This window comes from Bradyrhizobium campsiandrae, from assembly GCF_014529705.1.
Taxonomy (GTDB): domain Bacteria; phylum Pseudomonadota; class Alphaproteobacteria; order Rhizobiales; family Xanthobacteraceae; genus Bradyrhizobium; species Bradyrhizobium campsiandrae.
In genome coordinates this window covers 22,305-46,098 of record NZ_JAANIH010000071.1, presented here as the reverse complement: position 1 = coordinate 46,098, position 23,794 = coordinate 22,305, and the positions used below count along the sequence as shown (strand labels likewise).

Annotated in this window: 26 protein-coding genes and 1 tRNA gene; 15 read left to right on the top strand and 12 right to left on the bottom strand. The window is 64.9% G+C overall.

Translation table 11 applies throughout. The features are described from left to right. Positions 1–245 precede the first annotated feature (245 nt). Complete coding sequence (locus G8O24_RS35435) at positions 246–518, bottom strand: GlsB/YeaQ/YmgE family stress response membrane protein (RefSeq protein WP_188107163.1); 273 nt, start codon at positions 516–518, stop codon at positions 246–248. Between the two features lie 42 nt (positions 519–560). Beyond that, entirely contained in the window at positions 561–1,127 is a 567-nt protein-coding gene (locus G8O24_RS35430; RefSeq protein WP_188107162.1) for a YidB family protein, read from the bottom strand. Between the two features lie 179 nt (positions 1,128–1,306). On the opposite strand from G8O24_RS35430, the gene G8O24_RS35425 reads away from it, so the two are divergent. Together G8O24_RS35425 and G8O24_RS35420 are read left to right on the top strand one after the other, a co-directional pair. Next, positions 1,307–2,314 carry a 2-dehydropantoate 2-reductase gene (locus G8O24_RS35425; protein WP_188107161.1) on the top strand — a complete coding sequence of 336 codons (1,008 nt, stop codon included), beginning with the start codon at positions 1,307–1,309 and terminating at the stop codon, positions 2,312–2,314. Positions 2,315–2,340: 26 nt separating this feature from the next. After that, complete coding sequence (locus G8O24_RS35420; protein WP_188107160.1) at positions 2,341–2,556, top strand: hypothetical protein; 216 nt, start codon at positions 2,341–2,343, stop codon at positions 2,554–2,556. A gap of 204 nt (positions 2,557–2,760) precedes the next feature. Here the strand turns inward: G8O24_RS35420 and G8O24_RS35415 are convergent, their stop codons facing one another. Continuing rightward, entirely contained in the window at positions 2,761–3,384 is a 624-nt protein-coding gene (locus tag G8O24_RS35415; RefSeq protein WP_188107159.1) for a hypothetical protein, read from the bottom strand. 208 nt (positions 3,385–3,592) lie between these two features. On the opposite strand from G8O24_RS35415, the gene G8O24_RS35410 reads away from it, so the two are divergent. The 4 genes from G8O24_RS35410 (at position 3,593) to G8O24_RS35395 (ending at position 7,056) form a co-directional block, all read left to right on the top strand. Beyond that, on the top strand, positions 3,593–4,612 hold the full coding sequence (locus tag G8O24_RS35410) for an alpha/beta hydrolase (RefSeq protein ID WP_188107158.1): 1,020 nt from the start codon (positions 3,593–3,595) through the stop codon (positions 4,610–4,612). Positions 4,613–4,706: 94 nt separating this feature from the next. Continuing rightward, positions 4,707–6,224 carry an AMP-binding protein gene (locus G8O24_RS35405; protein WP_188107157.1) on the top strand — a complete coding sequence of 506 codons (1,518 nt, stop codon included), beginning with the start codon at positions 4,707–4,709 and terminating at the stop codon, positions 6,222–6,224. Between the two features lie 24 nt (positions 6,225–6,248). Continuing rightward, positions 6,249–6,887 (top strand): RraA family protein, encoded by a 639-nt coding sequence (locus G8O24_RS35400; RefSeq protein ID WP_188107156.1) that lies wholly within the window; start codon positions 6,249–6,251, stop codon positions 6,885–6,887. Positions 6,888–6,979: 92 nt separating this feature from the next. Then, positions 6,980–7,056, top strand: a tRNA-Arg gene (locus G8O24_RS35395). On the opposite strand, the gene G8O24_RS35390 is transcribed toward G8O24_RS35395, so the two are convergent. Then, positions 7,057–7,857, bottom strand: coding sequence for a dienelactone hydrolase family protein (locus G8O24_RS35390; protein WP_188107155.1), 801 nt, complete (start codon positions 7,855–7,857; stop codon positions 7,057–7,059). It abuts the tRNA gene before it with no gap. A gap of 191 nt (positions 7,858–8,048) precedes the next feature. On the opposite strand from G8O24_RS35390, the gene G8O24_RS35385 reads away from it, so the two are divergent. Beyond that, a complete protein-coding gene (locus G8O24_RS35385) occupies positions 8,049–9,188 on the top strand; it encodes an amidohydrolase/deacetylase family metallohydrolase (protein WP_188107154.1) in 1,140 nt (379 codons plus the stop codon). A gap of 6 nt (positions 9,189–9,194) precedes the next feature. On the opposite strand, the gene G8O24_RS35380 is transcribed toward G8O24_RS35385, so the two are convergent. From G8O24_RS35380 to G8O24_RS35370, 3 genes are read right to left on the bottom strand one after another with little or no spacing between them, the layout of a single operon-like run. After that, entirely contained in the window at positions 9,195–9,788 is a 594-nt protein-coding gene (locus tag G8O24_RS35380) for a TlpA family protein disulfide reductase (protein WP_188107153.1), read from the bottom strand. Beyond that, a complete protein-coding gene (locus G8O24_RS35375) occupies positions 9,781–10,242 on the bottom strand; it encodes a DsrE family protein (protein WP_188107164.1) in 462 nt (153 codons plus the stop codon). The genes G8O24_RS35380 and G8O24_RS35375 overlap by 8 nt, the downstream gene beginning before the upstream one ends. Before the next feature lie 21 nt (positions 10,243–10,263). Continuing rightward, complete coding sequence (locus tag G8O24_RS35370) at positions 10,264–10,692, bottom strand: DoxX family protein (protein WP_188107152.1); 429 nt, start codon at positions 10,690–10,692, stop codon at positions 10,264–10,266. A gap of 103 nt (positions 10,693–10,795) precedes the next feature. Here G8O24_RS35370 and G8O24_RS35365 point away from each other — a divergent pair, with 103 nt between their 5' ends. Continuing rightward, the gene (locus G8O24_RS35365) at positions 10,796–11,680 is read left to right on the top strand and encodes a LysR family transcriptional regulator (protein ID WP_188107151.1); all 885 of its coding nucleotides are present in this window, start codon (positions 10,796–10,798) and stop codon (positions 11,678–11,680) included. A 5-nt stretch (positions 11,681–11,685) separates the two neighbouring features. Here the strand turns inward: G8O24_RS35365 and G8O24_RS35360 are convergent, their stop codons facing one another. Continuing rightward, a complete protein-coding gene (locus G8O24_RS35360) occupies positions 11,686–12,831 on the bottom strand; it encodes an acyl-CoA dehydrogenase family protein (protein WP_188107150.1) in 1,146 nt (381 codons plus the stop codon). A gap of 135 nt (positions 12,832–12,966) precedes the next feature. Then, positions 12,967–13,911, bottom strand: a complete 945-nt coding sequence (locus tag G8O24_RS35355) for an SDR family NAD(P)-dependent oxidoreductase (protein WP_188107149.1) — start codon at positions 13,909–13,911, stop codon at positions 12,967–12,969. A gap of 75 nt (positions 13,912–13,986) precedes the next feature. Here G8O24_RS35355 and G8O24_RS35350 point away from each other — a divergent pair, with 75 nt between their 5' ends. Continuing rightward, the gene (locus G8O24_RS35350; RefSeq protein ID WP_188107148.1) at positions 13,987–14,628 is read left to right on the top strand and encodes a TetR/AcrR family transcriptional regulator; all 642 of its coding nucleotides are present in this window, start codon (positions 13,987–13,989) and stop codon (positions 14,626–14,628) included. A gap of 25 nt (positions 14,629–14,653) precedes the next feature. Further along, the gene (locus G8O24_RS35345; RefSeq protein WP_188107147.1) at positions 14,654–15,331 is read left to right on the top strand and encodes an alpha/beta hydrolase family protein; all 678 of its coding nucleotides are present in this window, start codon (positions 14,654–14,656) and stop codon (positions 15,329–15,331) included. 3 nt (positions 15,332–15,334) lie between these two features. On the opposite strand, the gene G8O24_RS35340 is transcribed toward G8O24_RS35345, so the two are convergent. Continuing rightward, positions 15,335–16,309, bottom strand: coding sequence for a ketopantoate reductase family protein (locus G8O24_RS35340; RefSeq protein ID WP_188107146.1), 975 nt, complete (start codon positions 16,307–16,309; stop codon positions 15,335–15,337). Positions 16,310–16,465: 156 nt separating this feature from the next. Between G8O24_RS35340 and G8O24_RS35335 the strand changes: the two genes are divergently transcribed. Further along, positions 16,466–17,269 (top strand): enoyl-CoA hydratase-related protein, encoded by an 804-nt coding sequence (locus tag G8O24_RS35335; protein ID WP_188107145.1) that lies wholly within the window; start codon positions 16,466–16,468, stop codon positions 17,267–17,269. Between the two features lie 13 nt (positions 17,270–17,282). Here G8O24_RS35335 and G8O24_RS35330 read toward each other — a convergent pair whose 3' ends face one another. Beyond that, positions 17,283–18,167, bottom strand: a complete 885-nt coding sequence (locus G8O24_RS35330; RefSeq protein WP_188107144.1) for a LysR family transcriptional regulator — start codon at positions 18,165–18,167, stop codon at positions 17,283–17,285. Positions 18,168–18,278: 111 nt separating this feature from the next. On the opposite strand from G8O24_RS35330, the gene G8O24_RS35325 reads away from it, so the two are divergent. The 4 genes from G8O24_RS35325 to G8O24_RS35310 all read left to right on the top strand — a co-directional run bounded on the left by G8O24_RS35325 (position 18,279) and on the right by G8O24_RS35310 (position 22,457). Further along, positions 18,279–19,643 (top strand): FAD-dependent oxidoreductase, encoded by a 1,365-nt coding sequence (locus tag G8O24_RS35325; RefSeq protein WP_188107143.1) that lies wholly within the window; start codon positions 18,279–18,281, stop codon positions 19,641–19,643. A 34-nt stretch (positions 19,644–19,677) separates the two neighbouring features. Then, complete coding sequence (locus G8O24_RS35320; RefSeq protein WP_188107142.1) at positions 19,678–20,682, top strand: ABC transporter substrate-binding protein; 1,005 nt, start codon at positions 19,678–19,680, stop codon at positions 20,680–20,682. A gap of 190 nt (positions 20,683–20,872) precedes the next feature. Then, positions 20,873–21,646 carry an ABC transporter ATP-binding protein gene (locus G8O24_RS35315; protein ID WP_188107141.1) on the top strand — a complete coding sequence of 258 codons (774 nt, stop codon included), beginning with the start codon at positions 20,873–20,875 and terminating at the stop codon, positions 21,644–21,646. Beyond that, positions 21,639–22,457 carry an ABC transporter permease gene (locus tag G8O24_RS35310; RefSeq protein ID WP_188107140.1) on the top strand — a complete coding sequence of 273 codons (819 nt, stop codon included), beginning with the start codon at positions 21,639–21,641 and terminating at the stop codon, positions 22,455–22,457. The genes G8O24_RS35315 and G8O24_RS35310 overlap by 8 nt, the downstream gene beginning before the upstream one ends. 135 nt (positions 22,458–22,592) lie before the next feature. Here G8O24_RS35310 and gtdA read toward each other — a convergent pair whose 3' ends face one another. Continuing rightward, positions 22,593–23,633 carry a gentisate 1,2-dioxygenase gene (gene gtdA / locus G8O24_RS35305; protein ID WP_188107139.1) on the bottom strand — a complete coding sequence of 347 codons (1,041 nt, stop codon included), beginning with the start codon at positions 23,631–23,633 and terminating at the stop codon, positions 22,593–22,595. Positions 23,634–23,794 lie beyond the last annotated feature (161 nt).

Sequence of the window (23,794 nt, the reverse complement as noted above, 5' to 3'; positions counted from 1 at the left end):
CTCCAGCAACATGACCGGCGAGGTCGTGCGCATGGATGCGGGGATGCATTTGATTACGTGATTGCGTTCAGCTAGCACGTCAACAAAGCTGTCGTCCCGGCGAAAGCCGGGACCCATACGCCGCAGCTATCGTTATTGCGCAAGATGATCATTGCCTGTCTTCGCCAAACTGCTGCTGCGGCGTATGGGTCCCGGATCGGCGCGCGCTTAGGGCGCGCTTGTCCGGGACGACGACCGAATGTGTTTCACCCCTTGATCACGCCGCTCGCCACCAGCCGGTGCCAGATGAACAGCACCACGACCGCGCCGATCGTGGCCATGATGAATCCGGCGCCCTGATCCGGGCCATAATGGCCGATCGCCTGGCCGACGAAGGTCGCCAGGAACGCGCCGGCAATGCCGAGGATGGTGGTGAGGATGAAGCCGCTTGGATTGTTCGGCCCCGGTGCCAGAACGCGCGCGATCAGGCCGGCGACGAAGCCGACGATGATGATCCACAACAGGCCGCCCATGCTCATGTCAGTGCTCCCCTTGGCTGGAATGCGTAGATCCGCTCTGGATTAGATTCTGCCCGAGAGCTCGTTCTCGCTCGGCAGCCGTCCGTCCGGCGTCAGATGATCGATCACCTTCGGCAAATACTGGCTGAGGCCAGAGAGCAGCTCGTCGCGCGACAGGCCGCTCTGGGCGGAGAGGCTGTCGATCTGGTCGGCGCCGAGCGCATTGGCGAGATCGCCGGGGGCGATCGGCTTGTTCTCGCCCTTGCCGACCCAGGAGTTCGCGGTGTCGCCGTGGCCGCTCTGCTGCAGCTGGTTGAGCAGATCGCCGAGCCCGCCGCTCAGTACGCTGCCGGCGGCCCCGCCCGCGAGCAGGCCGCCGAGGCCGCCCTTGAGCACGTCACTGAGACCACCGCCTGGGCCTGCATTCACCGGTGGCGGCGCGGGCGTCGGTGATGGCTGCGGCGCGGAGCCGGACTGCGGCGCGGTGAAGTGCTTGAATGCTTTCCAGGCGAGCAGGCCGAGGATTGCCATGGTCATCGGCGACATGCCGCCGGAGGATTGTTGCGAGCTCGGGGTGCTCGAGCCGCGGGGACCGTTCTGCATGCCGTTGAGGACGTCGAGTAGACCCATGATGCTCTCCTTTGGCGTCTCGTCGGCGAGCTCTCGCCGGTGACAAGCCCCCGCGCAAAAACATATGGGGGTCTCATGACGGTTACAAGGCGGATGCGCCTCGGCTGCACTGGGCCGCCGGTCTCGCCTCAGTTCTTTGCCTCTGCTATCGAAGGCGGGTCGTTGAGGGAGCAAGTCAGTTGGTGAGGGATCGATCGATCGTGGTGGCGGGCGCCGGCGCCATCGGCTGTTTTGTCGGAGGCCGGCTGGCAGCCGCCGATCGTCGTGTCGCCCTTCTGGTGCGGCCGCGGGTGAAGACCGAGATCGAGCGGTTCGGCCTGCGGCTTACGGATTTCGGCGGCTCCGAGAACAGGCTGGATGCCGGCCGGCTCGCACTGTCGGAGGATCCCGCGATCTTTCATAGCGCCGGCTTCATCCTGGTGACGGTGAAGAGCGCCGACACGGCCGATGTCGCGGACCAGATCGCACAGCACGCGCCGCAGGATGCCGTGATCGTGTCGCTGCAGAACGGCGTCGGCAATGTCGCAATGCTGCAGGAGCGGCTTGGCGGCCGGCGCGTGCTTGCCGGCATGGTGCCGTTCAACGTGGTGGCAATGGGCGAGGGGCGCTTCCACCGTTCGACGTCGGGCGACATCATTGTCGGCGAAGATGCCGACAACACGGCGGCGGCGCTCTCGGTGCCCGGCCTCACGCTGCGTGCCAGCCGCGACATCGCCGGCGTGCAATGGGGCAAGCTGATCATCAATCTGAACAATGCGCTCAGCGCGCTGTCCGACATGCCGCTCGCTGCCCAGCTGGCGAACCGCGACTGGCGAAGACTGTTTGCGGACCAGATGGCGGAGGGCCTGGCGACGTTGAATGCTGCCGGCATTGCACCGGTCTCGGCAACGCCGATCCCGCCGAACTGGACGCCGACCTTGCTGAGACTACCGGACATGATCTTCAACGCGATCCTGGGGCGCACGATGAAGATCGATCCGGAGGCGCGCTCCTCGATGTGGCAGGACCTGAAGCAGGGCCGCAAGACCGAGATCGACTATCTCCAGGGCGCGGTCATTGCGCTCGCCGAACAGAACCATGTCAATGTGCCGCTGATGCGCCGCATTGTTGCGCTGGTCAAGGAGGCGGAGATATCAGGCAAGGGCCCGCCAGGGCTTTCGCCACAACAGATCCGCGGTGTGGTTTGATTATCGATGATTGATGGAGCGGCGCGATGAGGAATGGTCGCATGATCGGACTGACGCTCGCGGCACTCTGCGCAGCCTCCGGCGTCGCGGAGGCTCGGCCGCCGACCGTCATGAACTCCCCGGGCTATGACGCGCGGCTGCAGGAGAGCCGCAAGGCGATGGGCAATCCGCCGGCGGCAACGACGCCAACGGATGTTCCAGCCCGCGCACCGAAGCACAGCAAGAAGAAGCAGAAGTATTGAAGCACGGCATCTCCAGTCGCCTTCGCCAGGGCGACGACTGAGTGACTGACGCAAATCTCCATCCACTCGTCATTTCGAGCCACCGGGTCCGCGCAAAGCGCGGCCCGATGACAGGCTCCGCGAAGCAATCCAGAATCTTTCTACGGAGGGGCTCAGGATTGCTTCGTCGCAAGCGCTCCTCGCAATGACGAGTGGAGAGAGAGCTCAGCTCTTCTTCGCCGGCTTGCTCGGCGTCGGGTTGAACAGTCTCTTGATCTCGTTCAAGCCTTCCGACAGCCGCGGCCATTCGCAGGAGAACGAGCCCTTGGTGCAAGGGGCGCCCTTCGGTCGCGCGCCTGTGGTCTGCAGGACCTTCGGCCGCTCGAGGGGAACGGGGACGCGCTCGACCTCGGTTCGCAGCGCGACCTGCTGCAGCTGCTGCGCCTGTTGTTCCTGCTGCTCGCGCTGCTGGCGCGCCATGGCGTGGGCCGCTTCGTCGCGGCGACGCTGATCGGCGAGGTAGGCGGTGTAGGACTCGTCGATCTTCTTCTGCTCCTCCGGCGTCGGGTTGGGGCCTGCGATGTCGAAGGTGCGATCCTGGAGGAAGTCGTAATAGGTGTAGCCGCCGCCCGGCTTGCGACGGCCGGCAAATTTGGCGTTGCAGTCCGCAAGGGCTGCGGTCTTTTCGGCCTTGGTCGCGGATTTTTCAGCGGCGTCGGCGCATTCCTCGAAATCAACAGGCGCGCGCTTCCACCATTGCGCGTGGGCGTGCGACGAGGTCAGCAGAAAAGATCCTGCTGCGGCAATAACAAGCGGCGCCGCACGACGCAATGCAACCACGATCGACATTCTACGAGAGCATTCCCTAGAAAACTCAACCCTAACTGAGTCGGGTAGGATTTTTGCCCCTTTCTCGCCGCCTTGTCACCCATGGAACCCGGGAATTTCATGGCTGGGCTGCTGACATTTTTTGCTTGACGTGGCGCGGGAGTCACAGCCGCGCCACATGCGATGCGCTTAGAATTTTATCGATCTAGTACGAGGGGAAATATTCGTCATGCGAGTGCTGAGCTGCCTGGCCGCAATCGGGTTGGCGCTGATTTGCAGCCGCGCGCTCTGCACAGAGGACGAGACGCCCAACAACAAGCCGGTGAAGGTCGTTGCCGATGCGCGCCTGTCGGTCGGCGGGCGGGGCGTATTGCCGCTCTATCTCTCCAGCGACTGGTCGATGCCGTTGCCTGCGGTCTCGCGTGCCGTGATCCTGCTGCATGGCCGGCTGCGCAATGCCGACGAATATTACATCTCGGCCCACACCGCGCAGGTCGCGGCCGGCAACGATGGCAAGAGCGCGCTCATGATCGTGCCGCAATTCCTGGCCGAGGTGGATATCGAAGCGCACAAGCTCCCCGCCGACATGCTGCGCTGGTCGCTGGTGGGTTGGGAGGGGGGCGATGCCGCGCTGGCGCCGAATCCGGTCTCATCCTTCGAGGCGCTCGATGCGATCCTCGCAAGGCTCTCCGACCGGCGCATCTTTCCGAACCTGAAGCAGGTCGTGGTCGCCGGCCATTCCGGCGGCGCCCAGGTCGTGCAGCGTTACGCCATCGCCGGCAAGGGCGAGGCGGCCTTGTCGCGTCAGCACATCGAGATCCGTTACGTCGTCGCCAATCCCTCGTCCTATGCTTATTTCGGTGCCGAGCGCCCCGTACCCGCAATCGCCGCCTCCTGCCAGGGCTACAACGTCTGGAAGTACGGCATGGATGGACGGCCGCCTTATCTTGCGGACGCGACAACGGTCGCGCTCGAGCAGCGCTATGTCGAGCGCGAGGTGATCTATCTGCTCGGCACGCTCGACACCAAGCCCGCGGCGGACAAGAGCTGCATGGCCGAAGCGCAAGGCCCAAATCGCTACGCGCGCGGTCACGCCTATGCCGACGTGATGGCGAGGCGCAATCGCGGCGCGCTCAATCACAAAGTATGGGACGTCGCGGGCGTCGGCCATGACGGCGACAAGATGCTGACCTCGACATGCGGCCTCGCGGCGCTGTTCGACAGTCCGGGCTGCGGCACAGAGCGCTGAACCGGGCGACTTGAAGGCCCGGCTTTCGCTGTTACACTTCGCACCGTGAGCGCCTTACCCTGAGGCGACACCAAGAAGACGAAGTGGAAACGTGATGCTGCTGCCCCTGTCCGATGTGCCGCGCTGGTACGCGCAACGCAAACCCGAAGGCACGATCGCCGTCCAGCACGGGCAGGACAAATTGACCTGGGACCAGCTCGAGCGCGGCGCCAACAGCCGCGCGCGGGCCTTTGCGGCCAAGGGCGTCAAGTCCGGAGATTTCGTCGCGATCGGATTGCCCAACGGCAATGCATTTTTCGAGACGACATTTGCGGTGTGGAAATGTGGCGCGACGCCGACCTCGCTGTCGTGGCGGCTGCCCCGCGGCGAAGCCGCTGCCGTGCTCGATATTCTGAGGCCCGCGCTGGTGGTCGGCGGCGAGGCCGACTGGAATGCGCCGAACCGTCTGCCTGCGGATTTTGTTCCGGAAGGTCTCTCCGATGAGCCGCTCGATCCGCCGGTCGCGCGCTATTGGAAGGCCATGACCTCTGGCGGCTCGACCGGTCGCCCAAAGGTGATTCTCGACCACCATCCTGCGGTCATCGACACCGTCACGCCGCTGCCGCTCAATATCCCGTTCAACGCATCGCTGCTCAATCCGGGCCCGCTCTATCATAACGCGCCTTTCATCGTCTCGCATTATGCGCTGTTCGGCGGCGGCAGGCTCACCGGCCTCGTCAAGTTCGATGCCGAGGAGACGCTGCGCCAGATCGAGCGCGAGCGCGTGCAATGGGTCAATTTCGTGCCGACCATGATGCATCGGATCTGGGCGCTGCCTGACGATTTGCGCAAGGCCTACGACGTGTCGAGCCTGCAGACCGTGTTTCACATGGCAGCTCCCATGCCGCCCTGGCTGAAGGAGAACTGGATCGCCTGGCTCGGGCCCGACAGGGTCTGGGAGCTCTATGGCGGCACCGAGCGGCAGGGCGCCTGCATCATATCCGGCACCGAATGGCTGACGCACAAGGGCTCGGTCGGTAAGATCGGCGAGATGGCGCGCTTGCGCATCATCGGGGAGGACGGCAACGACGTCGCGCCGGGCGAGACCGGGGAGATCTATTTCCTCAACAATGACGGCAAGGACGCCACCTATCACTATCTCGGCGCCGAGCCGAAGCGTCGCGCGGAGGGCTGGGAATCGCTCGGCGATATCGGCAGGCTAGACGCCGAAGGCTATCTCTATCTCGGCGACCGCCTCGCCGACATGGTGCTGCGCGGCGGCGCCAACATCTATCCTGCCGAGGTCGAGGCTAGCGTCTCCGAGTGTCCCGGCGTGCGCTCCTGCGTGGTGGTGGGGCTGCCCGATCCGGAACTCGGCCAGCGCGTGCATGCCATCATCGAGCCGGAGGCGAGCGTAGACCGGCAGGCGATTGCGGATGGCATGGCGGACTTCCTGAAAGACAGGCTAAGCCGCTACAAGCACCCCGAGAGTTTCGAGTTCGTCGACGCGCCGCCGCGCGATGATTCCGGAAAGGTTCGCCGTACGCTGTTGCGCGACGAGCGCGCGGCGTGGATGAAGGAGGGACGTGCCTTCCGCATCGTGCCGGCGACGGCGCGGGCGCACGCCGAATAAGACGTCACAGAAGGACTGAACTCCATGACGATCATCATCGCAGCGAACAGTGTGCCGAAGCCGCCGGCCGAACTCATCGAGGGCTTCAGGAACGCGCCGACCTCGATCATTTCCGACAATCTCAGCCGGCTGCCGGGCGCGGTTGGCCTCAAACCCTATCACCGCAGCGGCAAGCTGGTGGGCGCAGCCTTCACGGTGCGCACGCGGCCCGGCGACAATCTCGCCATCCATCGCGCGCTCGAACTGGTCGGTCCTAGCGATGTCATCGTGGTCGATGGCGGCGGCGACGAGACCCGGGCGCTGGTCGGGGAGATCATGAAGAACATCGCGCAGTGGCGCAAAGCAGAAGGTTATGTGATCGACGGCGCGATCCGCGACGTCGCGGCCTTCGCCGGCGACGACTTTCCCTGCTTCGCCCGCGCCGTGATCCATCGCGGCCCCTACAAGAACGGTCCCGGCGAGATCAACGTGCCCGTGACCGTCGGCGGCAGCGTGATCTCGCCCGGCGACATCGTGGTCGGCGATGAGGATGGCGTGGTGTCGTTTCCCGCCGCCGGCGCCGCAGCCCTGTTGGAGGCCGTGCGTGTCCAGATCAAGCGCGAGGACGAGACGCTGAAGGCGATCCGGGAAGGGCGTTACCAGGGGGCTTACGGGAAGTCCTGATCGACCTCGTGTCGTTCAGCGAAGGGCTTCCGATTCGGTCTTCGCTTTGATATGTACAGCTCCAGGCAACCTGCCCTATCGGCGGGTTCCGCGGTCCCGTAGCTCAGCCGGATAGAGCGGCGGTTTCCTAAACCGTAGGTCGCATGTTCGAGTCATGCCGGGATCGCCATTACGGCCTCAGAACGCTTGAGAGGAAGCGCGAGGTCGCCTCGCGCACGTCCGGCCGGTTGAGGATGGTGTGCACCTCCGCATCCACGACCAGGACCACCGCGTGCGGGTTTCCCTTCAGCGCGCCAGCGCAATTGCCGGTGACGGCGTAGTCCTTGTTCCAGGGATTGCTCGGCGAGAAATACGGGTCGCGTGCCGAGATCGCGTTGAAAACCGGCTCCTCGGGACCAAAGCCCAGGCGCGGATGTTCGACGAAATAATTGGCCTCGCAAGACCACGAATAGATCAGGCGCGCTGCGCTCTCGGGACCCGCATAACGGCTTGCCGCAACCGATCCTTCGCTGGTGCCGGCAATCACGATACGGCTGCGGTCGACCCAGGCCCATGCCTTCGACGCTTCCAGCGCATGCGTGAGTTCGGCGAGGCGCAGCGTGTGGACGCGTTCGTAGATCTCGATCGACACGGGCGAGACATAGGTCATTCGTCCCTCGATCGCGAGGCTGTCGGGCGCAACCGAAGCGAGCCCCATAGTGTCGGCGAGCCAGACCTGAAATTCCTTCACGGCCGGCGCGACGCCGCTCGATCCGTGCAGCAGCACGACAAGCGGCGCCTTGCCGGTCACCTCGGGCGCCGCAGCCGCAGCGCCCTGCCAGCGATCGCCGCCGGTGAGCGCGGCGGGCAGCACGAGATTGGCCTTGCGCCAGGTCGCGGCAAGGTTCTCCGCGGTAGGCTCAAGTGTCGTGCCCCTGATGTCGCCGGGCTTGTCCTGCGCCAGGACCGGCGTTGCCATTGCTGCAAGCATGCAGGCAAAGCCCGCGAGCCATGCCAGCTGCGCGGGTCGTTTCCGAATTCGGCTCAACATGAAATTCCTCAAAATCTGCAGCAGCATCGCCGCTCTCGAGGCTGCTGGCGCAATTTGCCTGCTCGGCGCAAAAATTGCTACACGCGATGCGGAGTCCTTGCCGACTCCCATCCCCCTATCCGGAGACAATGATGCCTTTCGATTTGATCCTGCGCGGCGGACGGGTCGTTGACCCCTCGCAGAAGCTCGATGCCGTGACGGATGTCGCGTTTTCCGGCGGCAAAGTGGCTGCTGTGGGCGCCGGACTGAAGGCAGATCCGAGTACCGAGGTGCGCGACGTCTCGCAGTTCATCGTCACCCCCGGGCTGATCGATCTCCATACGCACGTCTACTGGGGCGGCACCTCGCTCGGCATCGATGCCGAGGAATTCTGCCGCGCCTCCGGCGTCACGACTTCGGTTGATACCGGCAGCGCCGGTCCTGGCAATTTCGCTGGTTTCCGCAAGCACGTGATCGAGCCGAGCCAGGTCCGCATCCTCGCTTATCTGCACGTCTCCCATGCCGGCATTTTCGGCTTCTCGCACCGGATCATGGTCGGCGAGAGCGAGGAATTGCGGCTGATGAACCCGATCGAGGCCGCCAAGGTCGCCGATGCCAATCGCGATGTCATCGTCGGCATCAAGGTGCGCGTCGGGCTGCACTCCTCGGGCACATCAGGGGCGGTGCCGCTCGACATCGCGCTCCAAGTTGCCGACGAGGTCGGCATGCCCCTGATGGCTCATATCGATCATCCGCCGCCGACCTATGAGGAGGTGCTGGCCCGCCTGCGCCCTGGCGATGTGCTGACCCACGCCTTCCGTCCCTTCCCGAACTCGCCGGCGACCGCGCAGGGCACGGTGAAGAAGGCGGTGCTGGACGCGCGCGAGCGCGGGGTGCTGTTCGACATCGGCCACGGCAAGGGCTCGTTCGCGTTCAAGACGGCGCGCGCGATGCTCGCCAACGGCTTCTATCCGGACACCATCTCCTCCGACATCCATCAGCTCTGCATCGACGGCCCGGCCTTCGACCAGGTGACGACCATGTCGAAATTCCTGTGCATGGGCATGTCGCTGTCGGACGTGATCAAAGCCTCGACGGAGAATGCCGCAATGGCGTTGCGACGGCCCGAGCTCGGCAGCCTCAAGCCGGGCAGTGTCGGCGACGCCACTCTGATCTCGGTGAGAGAGGGTCAGTTCGATTATGAGGATGTCGTCGGCGAGCACCTGATTGGTGACCGCAAGATCGTCTCCGAAGGCGTCGTCATCGGCGGCCGCTGGTGGCATCCGAATTGAGCGACGCTAATCCTGCTCGCGATAGAACTGCAGCAATCGCGCGCCCGCTGGTGAAAGCCAGTCGGGCGCCCCAGCGATATAGCCTTCGATGCGACTGCTGGTTCCGACCAGATAGGTGATGGGCATGCCGACGAGTGAAAACATGGTGGTCGATGCTTCGGCCGCTGCGCCGTAGGTATCGACATAGCAGGCGAGGTTCTGCACGGCGAGGCCGCTGAGAAACGCGCGAATCTTGCGCAGGTCTTTGGTATCCGTGCAGATCGCAACGATGTCGAGCCGGTCGGGCCGCGATCCCGCAAGGCTTGCGAGCATCGGCAGATCGAGCTTGCAGGCCGCGCACCAGGTCGCCCAGAAATTCACCAATGTGATGCGGCTCGGCTTTGCCGTCACGATCGCATCCCGACCGCGCACATCCTGAAGCCGGAGCTGTGGCATCGATGCGCGCGGCCGTACCACCGTGAACTGGCTGCGGCCGGCCTCGAAAACCGGCGGCCATCTGTCCTGCGCGCGGCCCGCGCGCGGGACAGCGAGAGAGGCGGCCGCGGCCATCAGGATCGATCGCCGCGACAGCACCGGGCCTTCACACGCTTCGTCACGCATGGATATAGGCCCAGCCCTTCAGTTGCAGATCGACGACGCGGCCGATTCCGAACGGCACGAGGCTCGCGCCTGCGATCAGCGGGATAAAAATCTGCTCCCTGGCTTCCGCGATCGCCTTGGACGACGCGCACATGCTGTAGGTGAGGTTGGGGACCGACTGCCGCAGCGTCGCAAGCGGCTCGACCAGCGGGGTCTTGTCGGCGCGGAAGACATCGATGCCCTTGCCGTTGGCGACCACCTCGATCAGCAACCGCATGCCCTTATCGTCAAAATGCTTGGACAGGTTGGCTGAGTAGCTGATCGCGTGACCCATGACATAAGGCTCATTGCTGTCGATCAGGATCACGACGCCGTCGACGAGACGATCCTCCTTGGCCGCGGCGGTGCCGCCGGCCGTGAAGATCGCGGTGCCGGCGAGCAGGCCCCTGCGGGACCATCCGTTGGCAAGGGTCATGGCGACGGCGCTCATGCCTGCTCAGAACTGCCGCGGCGCGATCGGGGCCTTGCTGTTGCGTCCCCACAGCACGAATAGGCTGAGCACGAGCAGGACCACGTTGAGCGGCGTCACCTCGGCCTCGCCGCGCGAGAGGTGGAAGAGGAGTGCGATTACCTGCAACACCGAACAGCCGAGCGCGGCGAGCACCGTCAGCCGCGGCAGGATCCGCGTCAGCGCCGGCAGCAGGATGCCCAACCCGCCGGCGAGATCGACCAGCGCGATGGAGCGAACGAAGGTTTCGGAGTATTGGCCGGCCCAGGGCATCATCGCGGCCAGCTGGGGGATGGGCGTGGTCAGCTTGACCAGCCCCGCCCCGATGAACGCAAAGGCGAGGAGGATTTGCGCGGCCCAGAGGCCGATGCGAAGGGCGCGGCCGGGCGTGGCGGTTTCGAAGGTGGCGGTCGACATGGCGGTTCTCCAGAGTATGAGGGTTGCCACCATTTGATAGTTTCGCTGTATTTGATCATTATGCGTTCTAGAAGAAGTTCATTTCTTGTATGTTGATGATCCCATGGATTCCCTGGTCAGTATGAGGGTGTTTTGCCTGGTCGCCGAGCTAAAGAGCTTTGCAACCGCGGCGCAGCGCCTGCGCATTTCGCCTGCCATGGCGAGCAAGCATGTGATGCAGCTGGAGAAGCGGCTCGGCACACGGCTGCTCAACCGGACCAGCCGGCGCGTCAGCCTGAGCGAGAGTGGCACGCTCTATTTCGAGCAGGCGCGGCAGATGCTGGATTCGCTCGACGAGGTCGAGGCTGCCGTCAGCAAGGCGACCGTCGTGCCGCGCGGCACGCTGCGGCTGACCGCGCCGGTGTGGATGGCGAACACGATGTTCGCGGGCGTTCTGGCCGACTATCAGGCGCACTATCCGGAGGTGTGCCTGGACATCGATCTCAGCGGGCGGCTGGTCAATCTGGTCGAGGAGGGCTTCGATCTCGCTTTGCGCGCAACCGGCGAGCCGGACGAGGCGCTGATCGCGCGCCCCATCACCAGGGTCGCGTTCTACCTGGTTGCGGCCCCTGCGTTTCTCGATCGCGCCGGCCGCCCGACCAAACCGGCCGATCTCGCCGGCCAGAACTTGCTGCATTACGCGCTCTATCCCGGCGAGAGCTTCTCGTATCCGGGCCAGCACGGCACCGAGACCGTCAAGCTCCATCCGGTCCTGCGCAGCGGCAACGAAACGCTGCTGCACATGGCCGCGCTGGAAGGCATGGGCCTCGCCTTTCTGCCGAAATGGCTGGTCGCCAACGACATCGCCGCGGGCCGCCTCGTGCATATCCTGCCTGATGACGTCGTTTTCGCGGGGCGCCTGTTCGCGGTCTATCCCAGCCGCAAATATCTCTCCGCGAAGGTGCGGACCTTCATCGACTTCGTCGCCGCCGACAAGCGGATGAAATAGGCGGATTACAGCGATCTCGCGATCAACAGCTTCATGATCTCGTTGGTGCCGCCATAGATCTTCTGGATGCGGGAATCGATGAAGATGCGCGAGATCGGGTATTCCTGCATGTAGCCGTAGCCGCCGAACAGCTGGAGGCACTCGTCGGCGGTCTGCACCTGCTTGTCTGAGCACCAATATTTCGCCATCGACGCGGTGACGGTGTCGAGATCGCCTGCGACGAGGCGCTCGATGCACCAGTCGACGAAGACGCGCGCGATCATCGCCTCGGTCTTGCGCTCGGCGAGCGTGAAGGCGGTGTTCTGGAAGTCCATCAGCGGCTTTCCGAACGCCTTCCGTTCCTTGGTATAGTCGACTGTGAGCTTGACCGCGCGCTCCATCGAGGCGACGGCGCCGACCGCGAGCGCAAGGCGTTCCTGCGGCAATTGCTGCATCAGCTGGACAAAGCCCTGGCCTTCCTCCTTGCCGAGCAGATTTTCGGGCGGCACGGTGACATTGTCGAAGAACAATTCCGAGGTGTCGGAGGCATGCAGCCCGATCTTGTCGAGGTTGCGCCCGCGCTTGTAGCCTTCTGCGCCTTCGGTTTCGACGACGATCAGCGAGATGCCTTTGGCGCCGGCTTCGCCGGTGCGCGCGACCACGATGACGAGGTCGGCGGCTTGGCCGTTGGTGATAAAAGTCTTCTGGCCGTTGATGATGTAGGAATTGCCCTGCTTCTTCGCCGTGGTCTTGACGGCCTGCAGATCCGAGCCGGTGCCGGGCTCGGTCATGGCGATGGCGCCGACCATCTCGCCTGACGCCATCTTCGGCAGCCAGCGCTTCTTCTGCTCCTCCGAGCCATAGTTGAGGATGTAGTGCGCCACGATGGCGCTGTGGACGGAGACGCCGGTCGTCAGCTCCGGCACGGTGCTTTCGAGATCGTCCAGCACCGCGGCATCATAGGCGAAGGTCGCGCCCAGCCCGCCATATTCCTCCGGCACGCTCGCCAGCAGCGCGCCCATCTCGCCGAGCCCGCGCCAGGCGAAGCGCTCGACCATCTTCTGCTCCCGCCATTTCTCGGCGTGCGGCGCCAGGTCCTTGGCGAGATATTTCCGGAACTGGTCGCGGAAGACGTCGAGCTCTTCGGTCATCCAGGAGGAGCGGTAGGACATGGCGGCCTCGATCGTTGCTGGCGATGTGCCCGCTCAGCCGTGCCACAAGGCCAGATGCGGGCGCAAGCCCGCCGCCTTGCTACGCCCGTCGAAGCCGCCAATGATTGTGTCTTGAGGCTGCGCCCGGCCGATGCCCTATCCCGCCTGCGCGGTTTTGCCGCCGTCGACGACGAACTGGGCGCCCGTCGTGTAGGGATGATCGTCCGAGGCGAGCACGAGCGCGAAGGCCGCGATCTCCTCCGCGGTCGCCACCCGCTGCATCCCCGGCACGTGACTCTTGGCCCATTGCGCGATCGCCACGTGCCAGGCCGCATCGGGAAGGTTCTCCATGCCGGCGAGCCTGCGAATGAACGGCGTGTCCGTGGTGCCGGGGATCAGGGTATTGATGCGGATGCCGTATGGGGCGTATTCGAGTGCGGCGGCCTGGACCATGCCGACGAGCCCGCGTTTGGCCGCGGAATAGGCCGATCGCTTCGGCGTGGTCGCAATGGCGTTGGATGACGAGGTGACGACGATCGATCCGCCCTTCTCCAGCATGTGTGGAATCTGGTACTTCATCGACAGGAACACGCCGCGCAGGTCGGTGTTGATCACGTCGTCGAATTCGGCCGCGCTGTACTGATGCAGCGGCTTTTCGACGGAAATTCCGGCATTGTTGAAGGCGACATCGAGGCGGCCATGAAGATCGATCGTCTTGTCGACCAGGGCCTTGACCTCGGCCTCGTTGCGGACGTCGGCCCGGACGAACGACGCGTCGCCGCCGCCGGCCCTGATCTCGTCTTGCACTTTCGCGCCGCGCTCGACATTGCGGCCGCAGAACACCACCTTGCCGCCCTCGGCAGCGAACATCAGCGCGGCGGCCCGGCCGATGCCCGAGGTGCCGCCGGTCACGATGATCACCTTGTCGGTGAAACGCTGGCGGCCGCTCGGCCTCTGCTGCGGCAACGCCGCGCCCTGGCCGAGCGCGATGCCGCCGGCAAGGCCGCCGACCGCGCTTGCCAGCATGCCCAGCACGGCGCTGCCGACCAGATGGCGCCGTTTCACCGGGGAGGTCGCGGTGCTATGCTCCGTTTCGGTCATTTCGAACTCCCCGGCCGGTCGATCTAAACAGTGTTAAGATAGATAGTCCTCAATCTGAACAGTGTCAAGTTACGCATGACGAAACCGATCGCGCCCGCGCGCGCCAAGCCAAGCCGAAAGGTTCCGAAGCCGGAAGCCGGCTATCATCATGGCGAACTTCAGGAGGCTCTGATCGTCGCCAGCGAGGCCATTCTTGCCGAGCACGGCGCCGAGGGGTTCACGCTGCGCGAAGCTGCCCGCCGCGCCGGCGTGTCCCCGGCCGCGCCGTCGCATCATTTCGGCAATGCGCAGGGCCTTTTGACCGAGGTGGCGATCCGCGGCTATGAGGCGCTCGCCGGCGCATTACGCGATGCTGCGTCCCGCAAGCGAGATGCGCGTGAAAAACTCCACGCTCAGGGCCTCGCCTATGTCGAATTCGCGCTGAAGCATCCCGGCCGCTTCCAGATGATGTTTGCCAACAAGCGCCTCGTCGCCGACGATCCGCGTCTCAAGCAGGCGAGCAGGGCGGCCGGGCACGAGTTCGAGATCATCATCGCCGATCTTGTCGGCGGGACGCCGAGACAGGCGAAGACCGCCGCCGCGGCCGCCTGGTCCACCGTTCACGGTTTTGCCAAGCTGGCCCTCGAAGACAAATTCGGTTCAGTGAAGAGCGAGGCCGGATACCGTGAGATCATGACGACACTCAACCATGTCCTGAATTATCTCTGGCCCCGCTGAGTCCAGATCGAGGGTAGAACGCGTCATGACGGCCAAGGCGACAGAGCTCAAGCTCGACATCGGACGTATCGGCACGGTCTCGGCGATCCTGATGCAGCCGGACAATGCGCGCGCCTGCTACGTGCTGGCACACGGCGCCGGCACCGACATGCGGCATGCGTCGATGGAGAAGATTGCGGTGGGCCTCGCCGAGCGCGGCATCGCGACGCTCCGCTTCAATTTTCCCTACACGGAGAACAAGCAAGGTCGTCCCGACCAGCCGGCCGTCGCGCATGCCACCATCCGCGCCGCGGTGGAGGAGGCTGCGCGGCTATGTCCGGGATTGAAGCTCGTCGCCGGCGGAAAATCGTTCGGCGGTCGCATGACCTCGCAGGCGCAGTCGAAGACACCATTGCCTGGCGTCAAAGGGCTCGCCTTCCTCGGCTTTCCCCTCCACGCCGACAAGAAGCCGTCGACGGAACGCGCAGAGCATCTCGCCGGCGTCGAGATCCCCATGCTGTTCCTGCAAGGCACACGCGACGGGCTAGCCGATCTCGGTCTTCTCAGGCCCGTGATTGCTGCGCTCGGCCCCAGGGCGATGCTGCATGAGATCGAAGGCGGCGATCACTCCTTCGCGGTGCTGAAGAAGTCCGGCCGCACCAACGAGGGGGCGCTTGCCGAGGTGCTCGATACGCTGGCGGCCTGGATCGACCGGCTCGCCTGAGACTTAAGCCGAGTACAGCCCCTTGTCGCGCGCCTTCTGGATCGCGAGCGCGGCGATCAAGTCGAGCGTCGGCGTCGACAGGTCGGCGGCACGGGCGAAGGCGGCGGGGGCCCTCACCAGCACGTCGATCTCCATGGAACGACCAAGCTCGTAATCCTGCAGCAGCGAGGGCTTGTGATTGGGCGCAGGTCCACTCCGCGTCACCCGCTTGACCTCGGGGATGAAGTGCTGGGCGATGTCGTTGGCCTCGTTCAGCATGCGCGGGATGACCTCGGCAAAGGCGGGATCGTCGCGCACGCCGCGCGCGGTCTGGCCCGTGAGCAGGCACAGCACCGACAGCGACATGTTGGTCAGCAGCTTTGACCAGATCGCCTCGCGAATCTCGGCCACCGGCGGTGAGTCCAGCCGCGCATCGTTGAGGACGTTGCGAAGCCTCGTGATCCGCTCGCAATTGCGATCGTCGCACTCGCCGATCAAGAGGCGGTTGCGGTCCGGCGTCAGGTTCTGCACCACGCCGGGTGCGGTCACCTCGTTGGAGGAGAAGATCACCCCGCCGATGATCCGCTCCTTCGGGATGCAGGCGCGCAGGCGGCCGCCGGGATCCAGGAAGGAAATGTCCGGCGGCGCCGGATGCCGCGGCGGCAGGCCGATACCGTACCACCAGGGAATGCCGTTCTGGGCAAAGACGATGGCGGTATCGTCTTGCAGCAGCGGCTTGATGCTGGAGACGAGGCCAGTGAGCGCCGTGGCTTTCAGCGTCGAGATCACCACGTCCTGCGGGCCGAGCTGGGCCGGATCGCCCGAGGCGTTCACCTTGGCCGAGACCTCGGAATCGCCGACGCGCAGCTTGAGGCCATTGGCGCGCACGGCCTCGAGATGCGCGCCCCGCATCACGCACGAGACGTCATGACCGGCGCGTGCCAGTCGTACCGCGATATGGCTGCCGACGGCGCCCGCGCCGAAAATGCAGATGCGCATATGATGTCTCGTCCCTGATCCCTGAGATGCCGCCCAATTGGAGCATGACACAAGCCGCCATGCGATGGGCGCGGCCGCCCTACGCTGGAAAGATATGGATCGGGATGCGTTGCCTCGGCCATAGTCCGCGGTAAACGAACGAGCGGAGGATCGCCGATGACTGCCAGCCCTGTCCTGTGGAGCCTTGATGAGCGTGGGGTTGCGACCGTCGCGTTGAACCGGCCGGAGGTGAACAACGCCTATGACGGCGCCTTGATATCGGGCGTGCTCGCAGCCATGGACGCGTTGGGCGAGAAGCCCAACCTTCGCGTCGTCGTGCTCAAGGGCAATGGCAGGCATTTCCAGGCCGGCGCCGACCTCAAATGGATCAACGGCGTGCGGCCGCAATCGCTCGAGGCCAACGAAGCGGCGTCCCGCGCCACGTTCGAGGCCGTGCAGCGGCTCAACACCTTGCCGATCCCGACGGTCGCTCTAGTGCAGGGCGGCTGTTTTGGTGGCGGCACCGGCGTGATTTCGGCCTGCGATGTCGTGATCGCCGCCGACAACGCCCTGTTCTCCATCACCGAGGTGCGCTGGGGCCTGACGGCCGCGATCATCATCCCGCAGCTTTGCGACGCCATTGGTGTCCGGCAAGTCCGCCGTTACGCGCTCACAGGCGAACGTTTTGGCGCCGAGGACGCCCGCCGCATCGGCCTCGTTCACGAGGTGGTGCCGCTCGCCGAGTTGGAGGCCGCGGGCGCCAAGGTGGTCGAGCAACTGCTCGCCAACGGCCCGGAGGCGATGGCCGAGACCAAGCGGCTGGCGCTGGAAAGCTCGTTCGGCGGAATGGCGGTGGACGACGCGGCCTACACGCGGCTGGTTGAGCTGCATTCGCTCAAGCGCCAGAGCGCGGAAGCGGCGGAGGGGCTGGCGTCATTCGCGGAGAAGCGGGCGGCGAAGTGGGGCGGCGCGAAGGGCTGAGCGTCGGCAGCATTTAAAGCGACGGCGCGAGCGACGTTTTCAGCAAACTCAGCAGCGCCTGCACCGCGGCGGCGTTGCGCCGCCGCTCCGGGACCGCGGCCTTCACCCACAATTCCGGAATCGGAAAGTCTGGGAGCACGGGTTTCAGCGTGCCGTCGCGCAAGGCGTTTGCCACGAGATAATGCGAGATCAGCGCGATGCCATTGCCGGCGATCGCGCTGCGCGCCAGCACGTGCCCTTCGTTGGAGGAGAGCAGCGGGCTGACCTGGATGCTGATGCGGCCGCGCGGCCCGTCAAAGATCCATTCGGGGCCGGTCGGCATGAAGCTGAGGCAACGATGCTCGACGAGGTCGCGCGGGTGCTTTGGCGTGCCGTGCTTCTTCAGATAGGAGGGCGAGGCGCAGAGCAGCCGCTTCAACAGGCAGAGCGGCTCGTCGACCACGCCGCCAAAGGAGTGCGGGAAGGCGCCGATGGCGATGTCGAAGCCTTCGGTGACGGGATCGACCGGGCGGTCGATCAGCACGATCTCGAGCTTCACTCGCGGGTTCTGGGTCTGGAAGGCGCTGAAGGCATCGGCGAGCCGCGCAACCGTCAGTGAGGTCGGCGCCTTGATGCGCAAGTGATCGACGAGGTCGTGGCCCTTCTCGCCCATGCGCGAGAGCAGATCGGTGGCGTCGGTGACGACCCCGCGGGCGCGATGCACATAGCGCTGCCCGGCGTCGGTGAGCCGCAATTGCCGGGTCGAACGATGAAACAGCGCTGTCCCGATCCGTGTTTCCAGTTGCGTGACGCGCTTGGCCACGACCGAGGTCGAGACGCCGAGTTTTCGCGCGGCGGCGGAAAAGCCTGATGCGTCCGCGGTGGCGAGAAACGCCTGAAGGTTCACCAGGATGTCCATGTCGACCTTTCGCGATTCGAGAAAGCTGATCGCATATGTTGGTGGATTGTAGCCTGCCTCGCGCTATCTCATAGTCGCCACCAACAAAGCAATTCCGGGAAGGGACGCGCCATGCGGGCCACGACGATCAATGAACCAGCACGACAAGTGCCACTCTACGGCGAATATGAAGTCGTCGTGCTCGGCGGCGGCCCGGCTGGCATCGTCGCGGCGGCCTCGGCCGCGCGTGCGGGTCGCAAGACGTTGTTGATCGAGCGCTACGGCTTTCTCGGTGGCATGGGCACTGCGGCCGGCGTCACCAATCTTTGCGGCTTGCATGGCAATGTCCATGGCCAGCACCATCGGCTCGTGCAGGGCCTGGCATCCGAACTGCTGGCGCGGATCGATCGCCTGAACGGCCTGAACACGCCGCATCTGATCCTCGGCAAGGTGTTTGCCCAGGCCTACGACACCGCGGCCTACAAGATCGCGGCCGATCAATTGCTCGCGAGCCACAAGGTGCACATCCTCTTCCACGCGCTCGGCGCCGGCGTGGTGATGGGCGATAACAGCCGCATCGACGCGCTGCTGGTCGAGACCAAGGCCGGCCGGCAGGCGGTGCGCGCTGAAATCTTCATCGATTGCTCCGGCGATGGCGATCTTGCCGTGTGGGCAGGTGCGCCGTTCGACGTCGGCGACGAACATGGCCATCCGCTCTATCCGTCGATGATGCTGCGTCTCAACGGCATCGATCCGGCGAGAGCGGGCGATGCTTGGCGCACCATTCCGCAATTGATGGAGCAGGCCTTGGCGGCCGGCACCCACACATTCCCGCGCAAGAGCGCCATCGTGCGGCCGCAAAAATCCGGCATCGAGTGGCGGGTGAATTTTACCCAAGTCGCGCGCGAAGACGGCCATGCCATCAACGGCGTCGAGCCTGATGATCTCACCCGCGGCGAGATCGAGGGCCGAAAGCAGGCGCTCGCCGCCTTCGAATTTCTCCGCACCGTGCCGGGCTTTGAAAAATCCTACATCGTCGACCTGCCGCCGCAGCTTGGTATCCGCGAGACCCGCCGCATCAGGGGCGGTTATCAGCTCAGCGGCGAAGACGTGCTCGGCTGCGCCTCGTTCGAGGATTCCATTGGCGTCAACGGATGGCCGATCGAGGCCCATGTGCCTGGCGATGTCGTCTTTACCTTCCCACCGATCCCTGAATCGCGCGGCTACAACGAGCTGCCTTACCGGATGCTGGTGCCTGAAGGCCTCGACAATCTGCTGGTCGCCGGCCGTTGCGCCTCGATGACCCATGAGGGCCAGTCGGCGGCGCGGGTCTCCGGTGCCTGTTTCGTGATGGGGGAGGCGGCTGGTTCCGCCGCGGCCCTGGCGCTCTCCGGAAACCGGATCCCGCGTGACATCCCCGTTGAAAAATTGCAGGAAACGTTGAAACAACAGGGCGCCTTCATTGGCCGGGGTCAGCCGGTGCCGGAAGGGCTGTAACGGGCTGCAACAGAACGACGGCGGAGGAAACGGGATGATCGGGATGGTGCGGCTCGCGCTCGCGGGCCTGGTGGCGATCACGGCGATGGGCACGGCGCGGGCCGAGGACGCGCTGAAGGCCAGGGTCGGCGTGCTCCGCCTGTCGTCCTCCGCGCCGGTCTTCATCGCCCAGGACAAGGGCTATTTCCGCGAAGCCGGGCTCGACGTCGAGCTGAAATTCTTCGACGCGGCGCAGCCGATCGCGGTGGCCACCACCTCGGGCGACGTCGATTTCGGCGTCACCGCCTTCACCGCCGGCCTTTACAATCTCGCCGGCAAGGGTGTGCTGAAGGTGATCGGCGGCATGAGCCGCGAGAAATCAGGCTATCCCCTGATCGGCTATTTCGCCAGCAACAACGCCTACGCGGCCGGCCTGAAGACGCCGAAGGACCTCGCCGGCAAGCGCATCGCGATGACCCAGGTCGGGTCGTCCTTCCACTATTCGCTCGGCCTGCTCGCCGACAAATACGGCTTCAAGCTGTCCGACGTGAAGATCGTGCCGCTGCAGTCATTGTCCAACGCAGCCGCGGCGCTGAAGGGCGAGACCGTCGATGCGGCACTGCTGCCGGCCTCGACCGCGCGCAAGCTGATGGACGACGGAGCTGCGAAGTTTCTGGGCTGGGTCGGAGATGAAACGCCCTGGCAGCTGGGCGCGGTGTTTGCTTCACCGAAGACGCTGACCAACAAGGCGCTGGTGACGAAATTCCTCGCCGTGCTCGCGAAAGCCGATCGCGAATATCACGACGTGATTCTGGCTTCGATGAAAGACGGCAAAGCTCCGATCAACGAGCAGACCAAGCCGCTGCTGGAGATCATCGCCAAGTACACCAATTTGCCGCTCGAGCAGGTGGTCGGCAATTGCGCCTATATCGATCCCGACGGCAAGCTCGACGTGAAGAACGTCGACAACCAGATCAAATGGCTGCAGGAGCAGGGCTTTGCCGACAAGGGCTATGATGCGGAGGCGATCATCGCCAAGGATTATGTGAAGGCGGATTGATGCTGCGCGTGCCGTTCCAGATCCGTCATCCTGAGGTGCGAGTAGCGCAGTGCATCGGCACTGCGCTGCGAGCCTCGAAGGATGTACGGCCGAGCTGCATCCGGGCCGCGCATCCTTCGAGGCTCGACTTGCGGCGAGCCGCAAGTCGAGCGCGTCAGGATGACGGGGTGAGAGGGACAGAGCGCGGCCCATGGACCTGATCGCCAATCACATCTCCCATCGCTTCGGCGATCTCGCCGTGCTCGACGATGTCTCCTTCACGGTGGGCGCCGGCGAGGTGGTGGCGATCGTCGGTCCGTCGGGCTGCGGCAAGAGCACGCTGCTGTCGATCCTCGGCGGGCTGTTGCAGCCGACATCAGGCGCGCCCGAGCTGCGCGGGGCGCCACCGGCGGACAGTCTCAATCCGCTCACCTTCGTGTTCCAGGATTTTGCGCTGCTGCCCTGGGCGACGGTCGAGGAGAACGTCGAATTTCCGCTGCTGCACACGCAGCTCTCGGCCGCCGAGCGCCGTGCGCTGGTCGAGGATGCCCTGCGCCGGACCGGACTGACCGATTTCCGCCAGACCTATCCAAAGCAGCTCTCCGGCGGCATGCGCCAGCGCGTCGGCATCTCGCGTGCGCTCGCGGTGAGGCCTGCGATCCTGCTGATGGACGAGCCGCTGTCGGCGTTGGATTCGCAGACGCGCGAGCTGTTGATGGAAGATTTCGTCCGCCTGCTCGCCGATGGCGGCATGGGTGCGGTCTATGTCACCCATAACCTCGAAGAAGCCGCCCGGCTTGCCGATCGCATCGTGGTGCTGTCGCGGCGGCCCGGCCGCATCCGCGAGCTCGTGGCGGTGCCGATGACCCGCGCTGAACGTGGCGAAGTCGCGGCGCGCGAGAAGCTGCTGGCGCTGCAGAACCAGATCTGGTCATTGATTCGCGACGAGGCGATCGATGCCGAGCGCGAGGTTCAGCATGCTTGATCGCGCCGGAACGCCTGTGAAGGACGAAACGACGCGGCGCGTCCGCTTCCGCGGCGCAGGCTTCGTGCCGGCGTCGAGCCGCTTCGGCGGCTGGATCGCGCTCGCGCTCGTCATCGCGCTCTGGCAGGCGGCCGGCAGCGCCAGGCTCGTCAATCCGCTGTTCCTGCCGGCGCCCTCGGCCATCGTGCGGGCGATCTACGAGCTCGCGATGTCGGGCGCGCTGTGGCAGCATCTGTCGGCCTCGCTGCTGCGCATCGGCGTCGGTTGGTTGCTGGGAACAGTGGCCGGCGTCGTGGTCGGCTTTGCCATCGGCCTGTCGCGCCTCGCGCGCAGCGTCGGCATCACCTTCATCTCGGCGCTGTTCCCGATCCCGAAGATCGCGCTGCTGCCGCTTCTGATCCTCTGGCTCGGCATCGGCGAAGAGCCGAAGATCGCGACCATCGCGCTCGGGGTGTTCTTCTCGACGGCGATCTCGGTCTATAGCGGCGTCGACGCCGTGCCGCGCAATCTCATTCGCATGGCGCAGAGCTTCAACGTTCCCTTCGCCACCATCGTGCGCAAGGTGGTCTGGCCGGGCGCGCTGCCGGCCATCCTCGCCGGCTTCCGTATCACCGCATCGGTAGCGCTGCTGCTCGTGGTCAGCGCCGAGATGATCGGCGCGCAATACGGCATCGGTGCCTTCGTGCTGCAGGCCGGCAACCTGATGCAGACCGATCAACTTCTCGCGGGCGTGGTGATCCTGTCGGTGTTCGGGCTTGCGGTGGGGAAGGTGATCGGGTGGCTCGAGGTGCGGTTGCTGCACTGGCGGTAGCCGCAATCTACGCTGCCGTAGGGTGGGTCAGCGCAGCGTAACCCACCACTGTTTGTCTCCGCGGAGCAAGAAGAGGTGGGTTACGCCGAGCAGATGCGCTTCGCACATCTGCAGGGCTAACCCACCCTACGATCCTCAGGCATTTCCCCGATCTTCCCTGAACAGATCGAGCTTCTGCTGCACGGGACGGTCCGAGAAGCTGAACAGCACGGCATCCTCGTCCGCCTCGTGCGTCACCCATTGCCAGCTTGGCACCACGAACAGATCGCGCGGCCCCCATTCGAACACGGCATCGCCGATGCGGCTGCGACCCTTGCCCTCGATCGGACAGAACACCGTCGCATCGGTCGAGCGATAGCGCGCAGTTTCAAAGCCCTTCGGCAAGAGCTGGATGAAGGTGCCGATGGTCGGCATGGCGAAATCGCCGGTCTCGGGGTTGCTGAATTTCAGCTTCAGCCCGTGGCAGGCGTCCCATTCCTGGCGCGTCTTCGCTTTCTCCAGCGCTTCGCGCGTGTGGGCATAGGGATAGCTGAAGATCGGCGAGGTCTTCGATGACCGCTTCACATCGACCGGCAGGAGATTGTGGCCATAACGGGCAAAGCTGTCGCCTGCGGGCTTCGTGATCTTCTGCTGGTCTTCCTTGGAGCCCTCCGCGAAGGAGCAGTCGAAGAACTGCACCAGCGGAATGTCGAGACCGTCGAGCCAGAACATCGGCTGGTCGGTCTCGTTGGAATGGTCGTGCCAGGTCATCGACGGCGTGATGATGAAGTCCCCAGGCTCCATCGCGGTGCGCTCGCCGTCGACGGCGGTGTGCGCGCCCTTGCCCTCGAGCACGAAGCGCAGGGCCGACTGGCTGTGCCGGTGCGCGGGCGCGACATCGCCGGGCACCACCATCTGCACGCCGGCATAGAGCGAGGTGGTGATCTTGGACTGGCCGCGCAGGCCCGGGTTCTCCAGCACCAGGACGCGCCGTTCGGCTTCCTTGGCCGTGATGAGCCTGCCGGCTTCGGTCATGTAGTCGCGGATGACGTCGAATTTCCACAGATGCGGCCGGCAACCGCTCTTCGGCTCCGGCGTGATCAGGTCGCTCATCACCGTCCACAGCGCGGTGAGATTCTCGCCGTCGATCTTCTTGTAGAACGCCTCGCGTTCCGGCGTCTTGGTCACGGCTTCCATGGCGCGGCTCCCGTTCGTCTTGTTAATTGACAGTATACTTACGATCCAGCTAGCGTCAACGCTGCCAGTCATAGGTTGTCGTCATTCCGGAGCGATGCGATAGCATCGCGTCCGGAATCGCGAGGTCCCGGGTTCTCGCTGAGCGAGCCCCGGAACGACAA

Coding starts and splice junctions, on each gene's coding strand:
- G8O24_RS35350 (WP_188107148.1), top strand. CDS start 13,987: ATGACGAAACCGATCGCGCCCGCGCGCGCCAAGCCAAGCCGAAAGGTT.
- G8O24_RS35310 (WP_188107140.1), top strand. CDS start 21,639: ATGCTTGATCGCGCCGGAACGCCTGTGAAGGACGAAACGACGCGGCGC.
- G8O24_RS35420 (WP_188107160.1), top strand. CDS start 2,341: ATGAGGAATGGTCGCATGATCGGACTGACGCTCGCGGCACTCTGCGCA.
- G8O24_RS35400 (WP_188107156.1), top strand. CDS start 6,249: ATGACGATCATCATCGCAGCGAACAGTGTGCCGAAGCCGCCGGCCGAA.
- G8O24_RS35435 (WP_188107163.1), bottom strand. CDS start 518: ATGAGCATGGGCGGCCTGTTGTGGATCATCATCGTCGGCTTCGTCGCC.
- G8O24_RS35365 (WP_188107151.1), top strand. CDS start 10,796: ATGGATTCCCTGGTCAGTATGAGGGTGTTTTGCCTGGTCGCCGAGCTA.
- G8O24_RS35335 (WP_188107145.1), top strand. CDS start 16,466: ATGACTGCCAGCCCTGTCCTGTGGAGCCTTGATGAGCGTGGGGTTGCG.
- G8O24_RS35380 (WP_188107153.1), bottom strand. CDS start 9,788: ATGCGTGACGAAGCGTGTGAAGGCCCGGTGCTGTCGCGGCGATCGATC.
- gtdA (WP_188107139.1), bottom strand. CDS start 23,633: ATGGAAGCCGTGACCAAGACGCCGGAACGCGAGGCGTTCTACAAGAAG.
- G8O24_RS35415 (WP_188107159.1), bottom strand. CDS start 3,384: ATGTCGATCGTGGTTGCATTGCGTCGTGCGGCGCCGCTTGTTATTGCC.
- G8O24_RS35385 (WP_188107154.1), top strand. CDS start 8,049: ATGCCTTTCGATTTGATCCTGCGCGGCGGACGGGTCGTTGACCCCTCG.
- G8O24_RS35355 (WP_188107149.1), bottom strand. CDS start 13,911: ATGACCGAAACGGAGCATAGCACCGCGACCTCCCCGGTGAAACGGCGC.
- G8O24_RS35370 (WP_188107152.1), bottom strand. CDS start 10,692: ATGTCGACCGCCACCTTCGAAACCGCCACGCCCGGCCGCGCCCTTCGC.
- G8O24_RS35390 (WP_188107155.1), bottom strand. CDS start 7,857: ATGCTTGCAGCAATGGCAACGCCGGTCCTGGCGCAGGACAAGCCCGGC.
- G8O24_RS35315 (WP_188107141.1), top strand. CDS start 20,873: ATGGACCTGATCGCCAATCACATCTCCCATCGCTTCGGCGATCTCGCC.
- G8O24_RS35330 (WP_188107144.1), bottom strand. CDS start 18,167: ATGGACATCCTGGTGAACCTTCAGGCGTTTCTCGCCACCGCGGACGCA.
- G8O24_RS35340 (WP_188107146.1), bottom strand. CDS start 16,309: ATGCGCATCTGCATTTTCGGCGCGGGCGCCGTCGGCAGCCATATCGCG.
- G8O24_RS35325 (WP_188107143.1), top strand. CDS start 18,279: ATGCGGGCCACGACGATCAATGAACCAGCACGACAAGTGCCACTCTAC.
- G8O24_RS35430 (WP_188107162.1), bottom strand. CDS start 1,127: ATGGGTCTACTCGACGTCCTCAACGGCATGCAGAACGGTCCCCGCGGC.
- G8O24_RS35375 (WP_188107164.1), bottom strand. CDS start 10,242: ATGACCCTTGCCAACGGATGGTCCCGCAGGGGCCTGCTCGCCGGCACC.
- G8O24_RS35410 (WP_188107158.1), top strand. CDS start 3,593: ATGCGAGTGCTGAGCTGCCTGGCCGCAATCGGGTTGGCGCTGATTTGC.
- G8O24_RS35345 (WP_188107147.1), top strand. CDS start 14,654: ATGACGGCCAAGGCGACAGAGCTCAAGCTCGACATCGGACGTATCGGC.
- G8O24_RS35360 (WP_188107150.1), bottom strand. CDS start 12,831: ATGTCCTACCGCTCCTCCTGGATGACCGAAGAGCTCGACGTCTTCCGC.
- G8O24_RS35405 (WP_188107157.1), top strand. CDS start 4,707: ATGCTGCTGCCCCTGTCCGATGTGCCGCGCTGGTACGCGCAACGCAAA.
- G8O24_RS35320 (WP_188107142.1), top strand. CDS start 19,678: ATGATCGGGATGGTGCGGCTCGCGCTCGCGGGCCTGGTGGCGATCACG.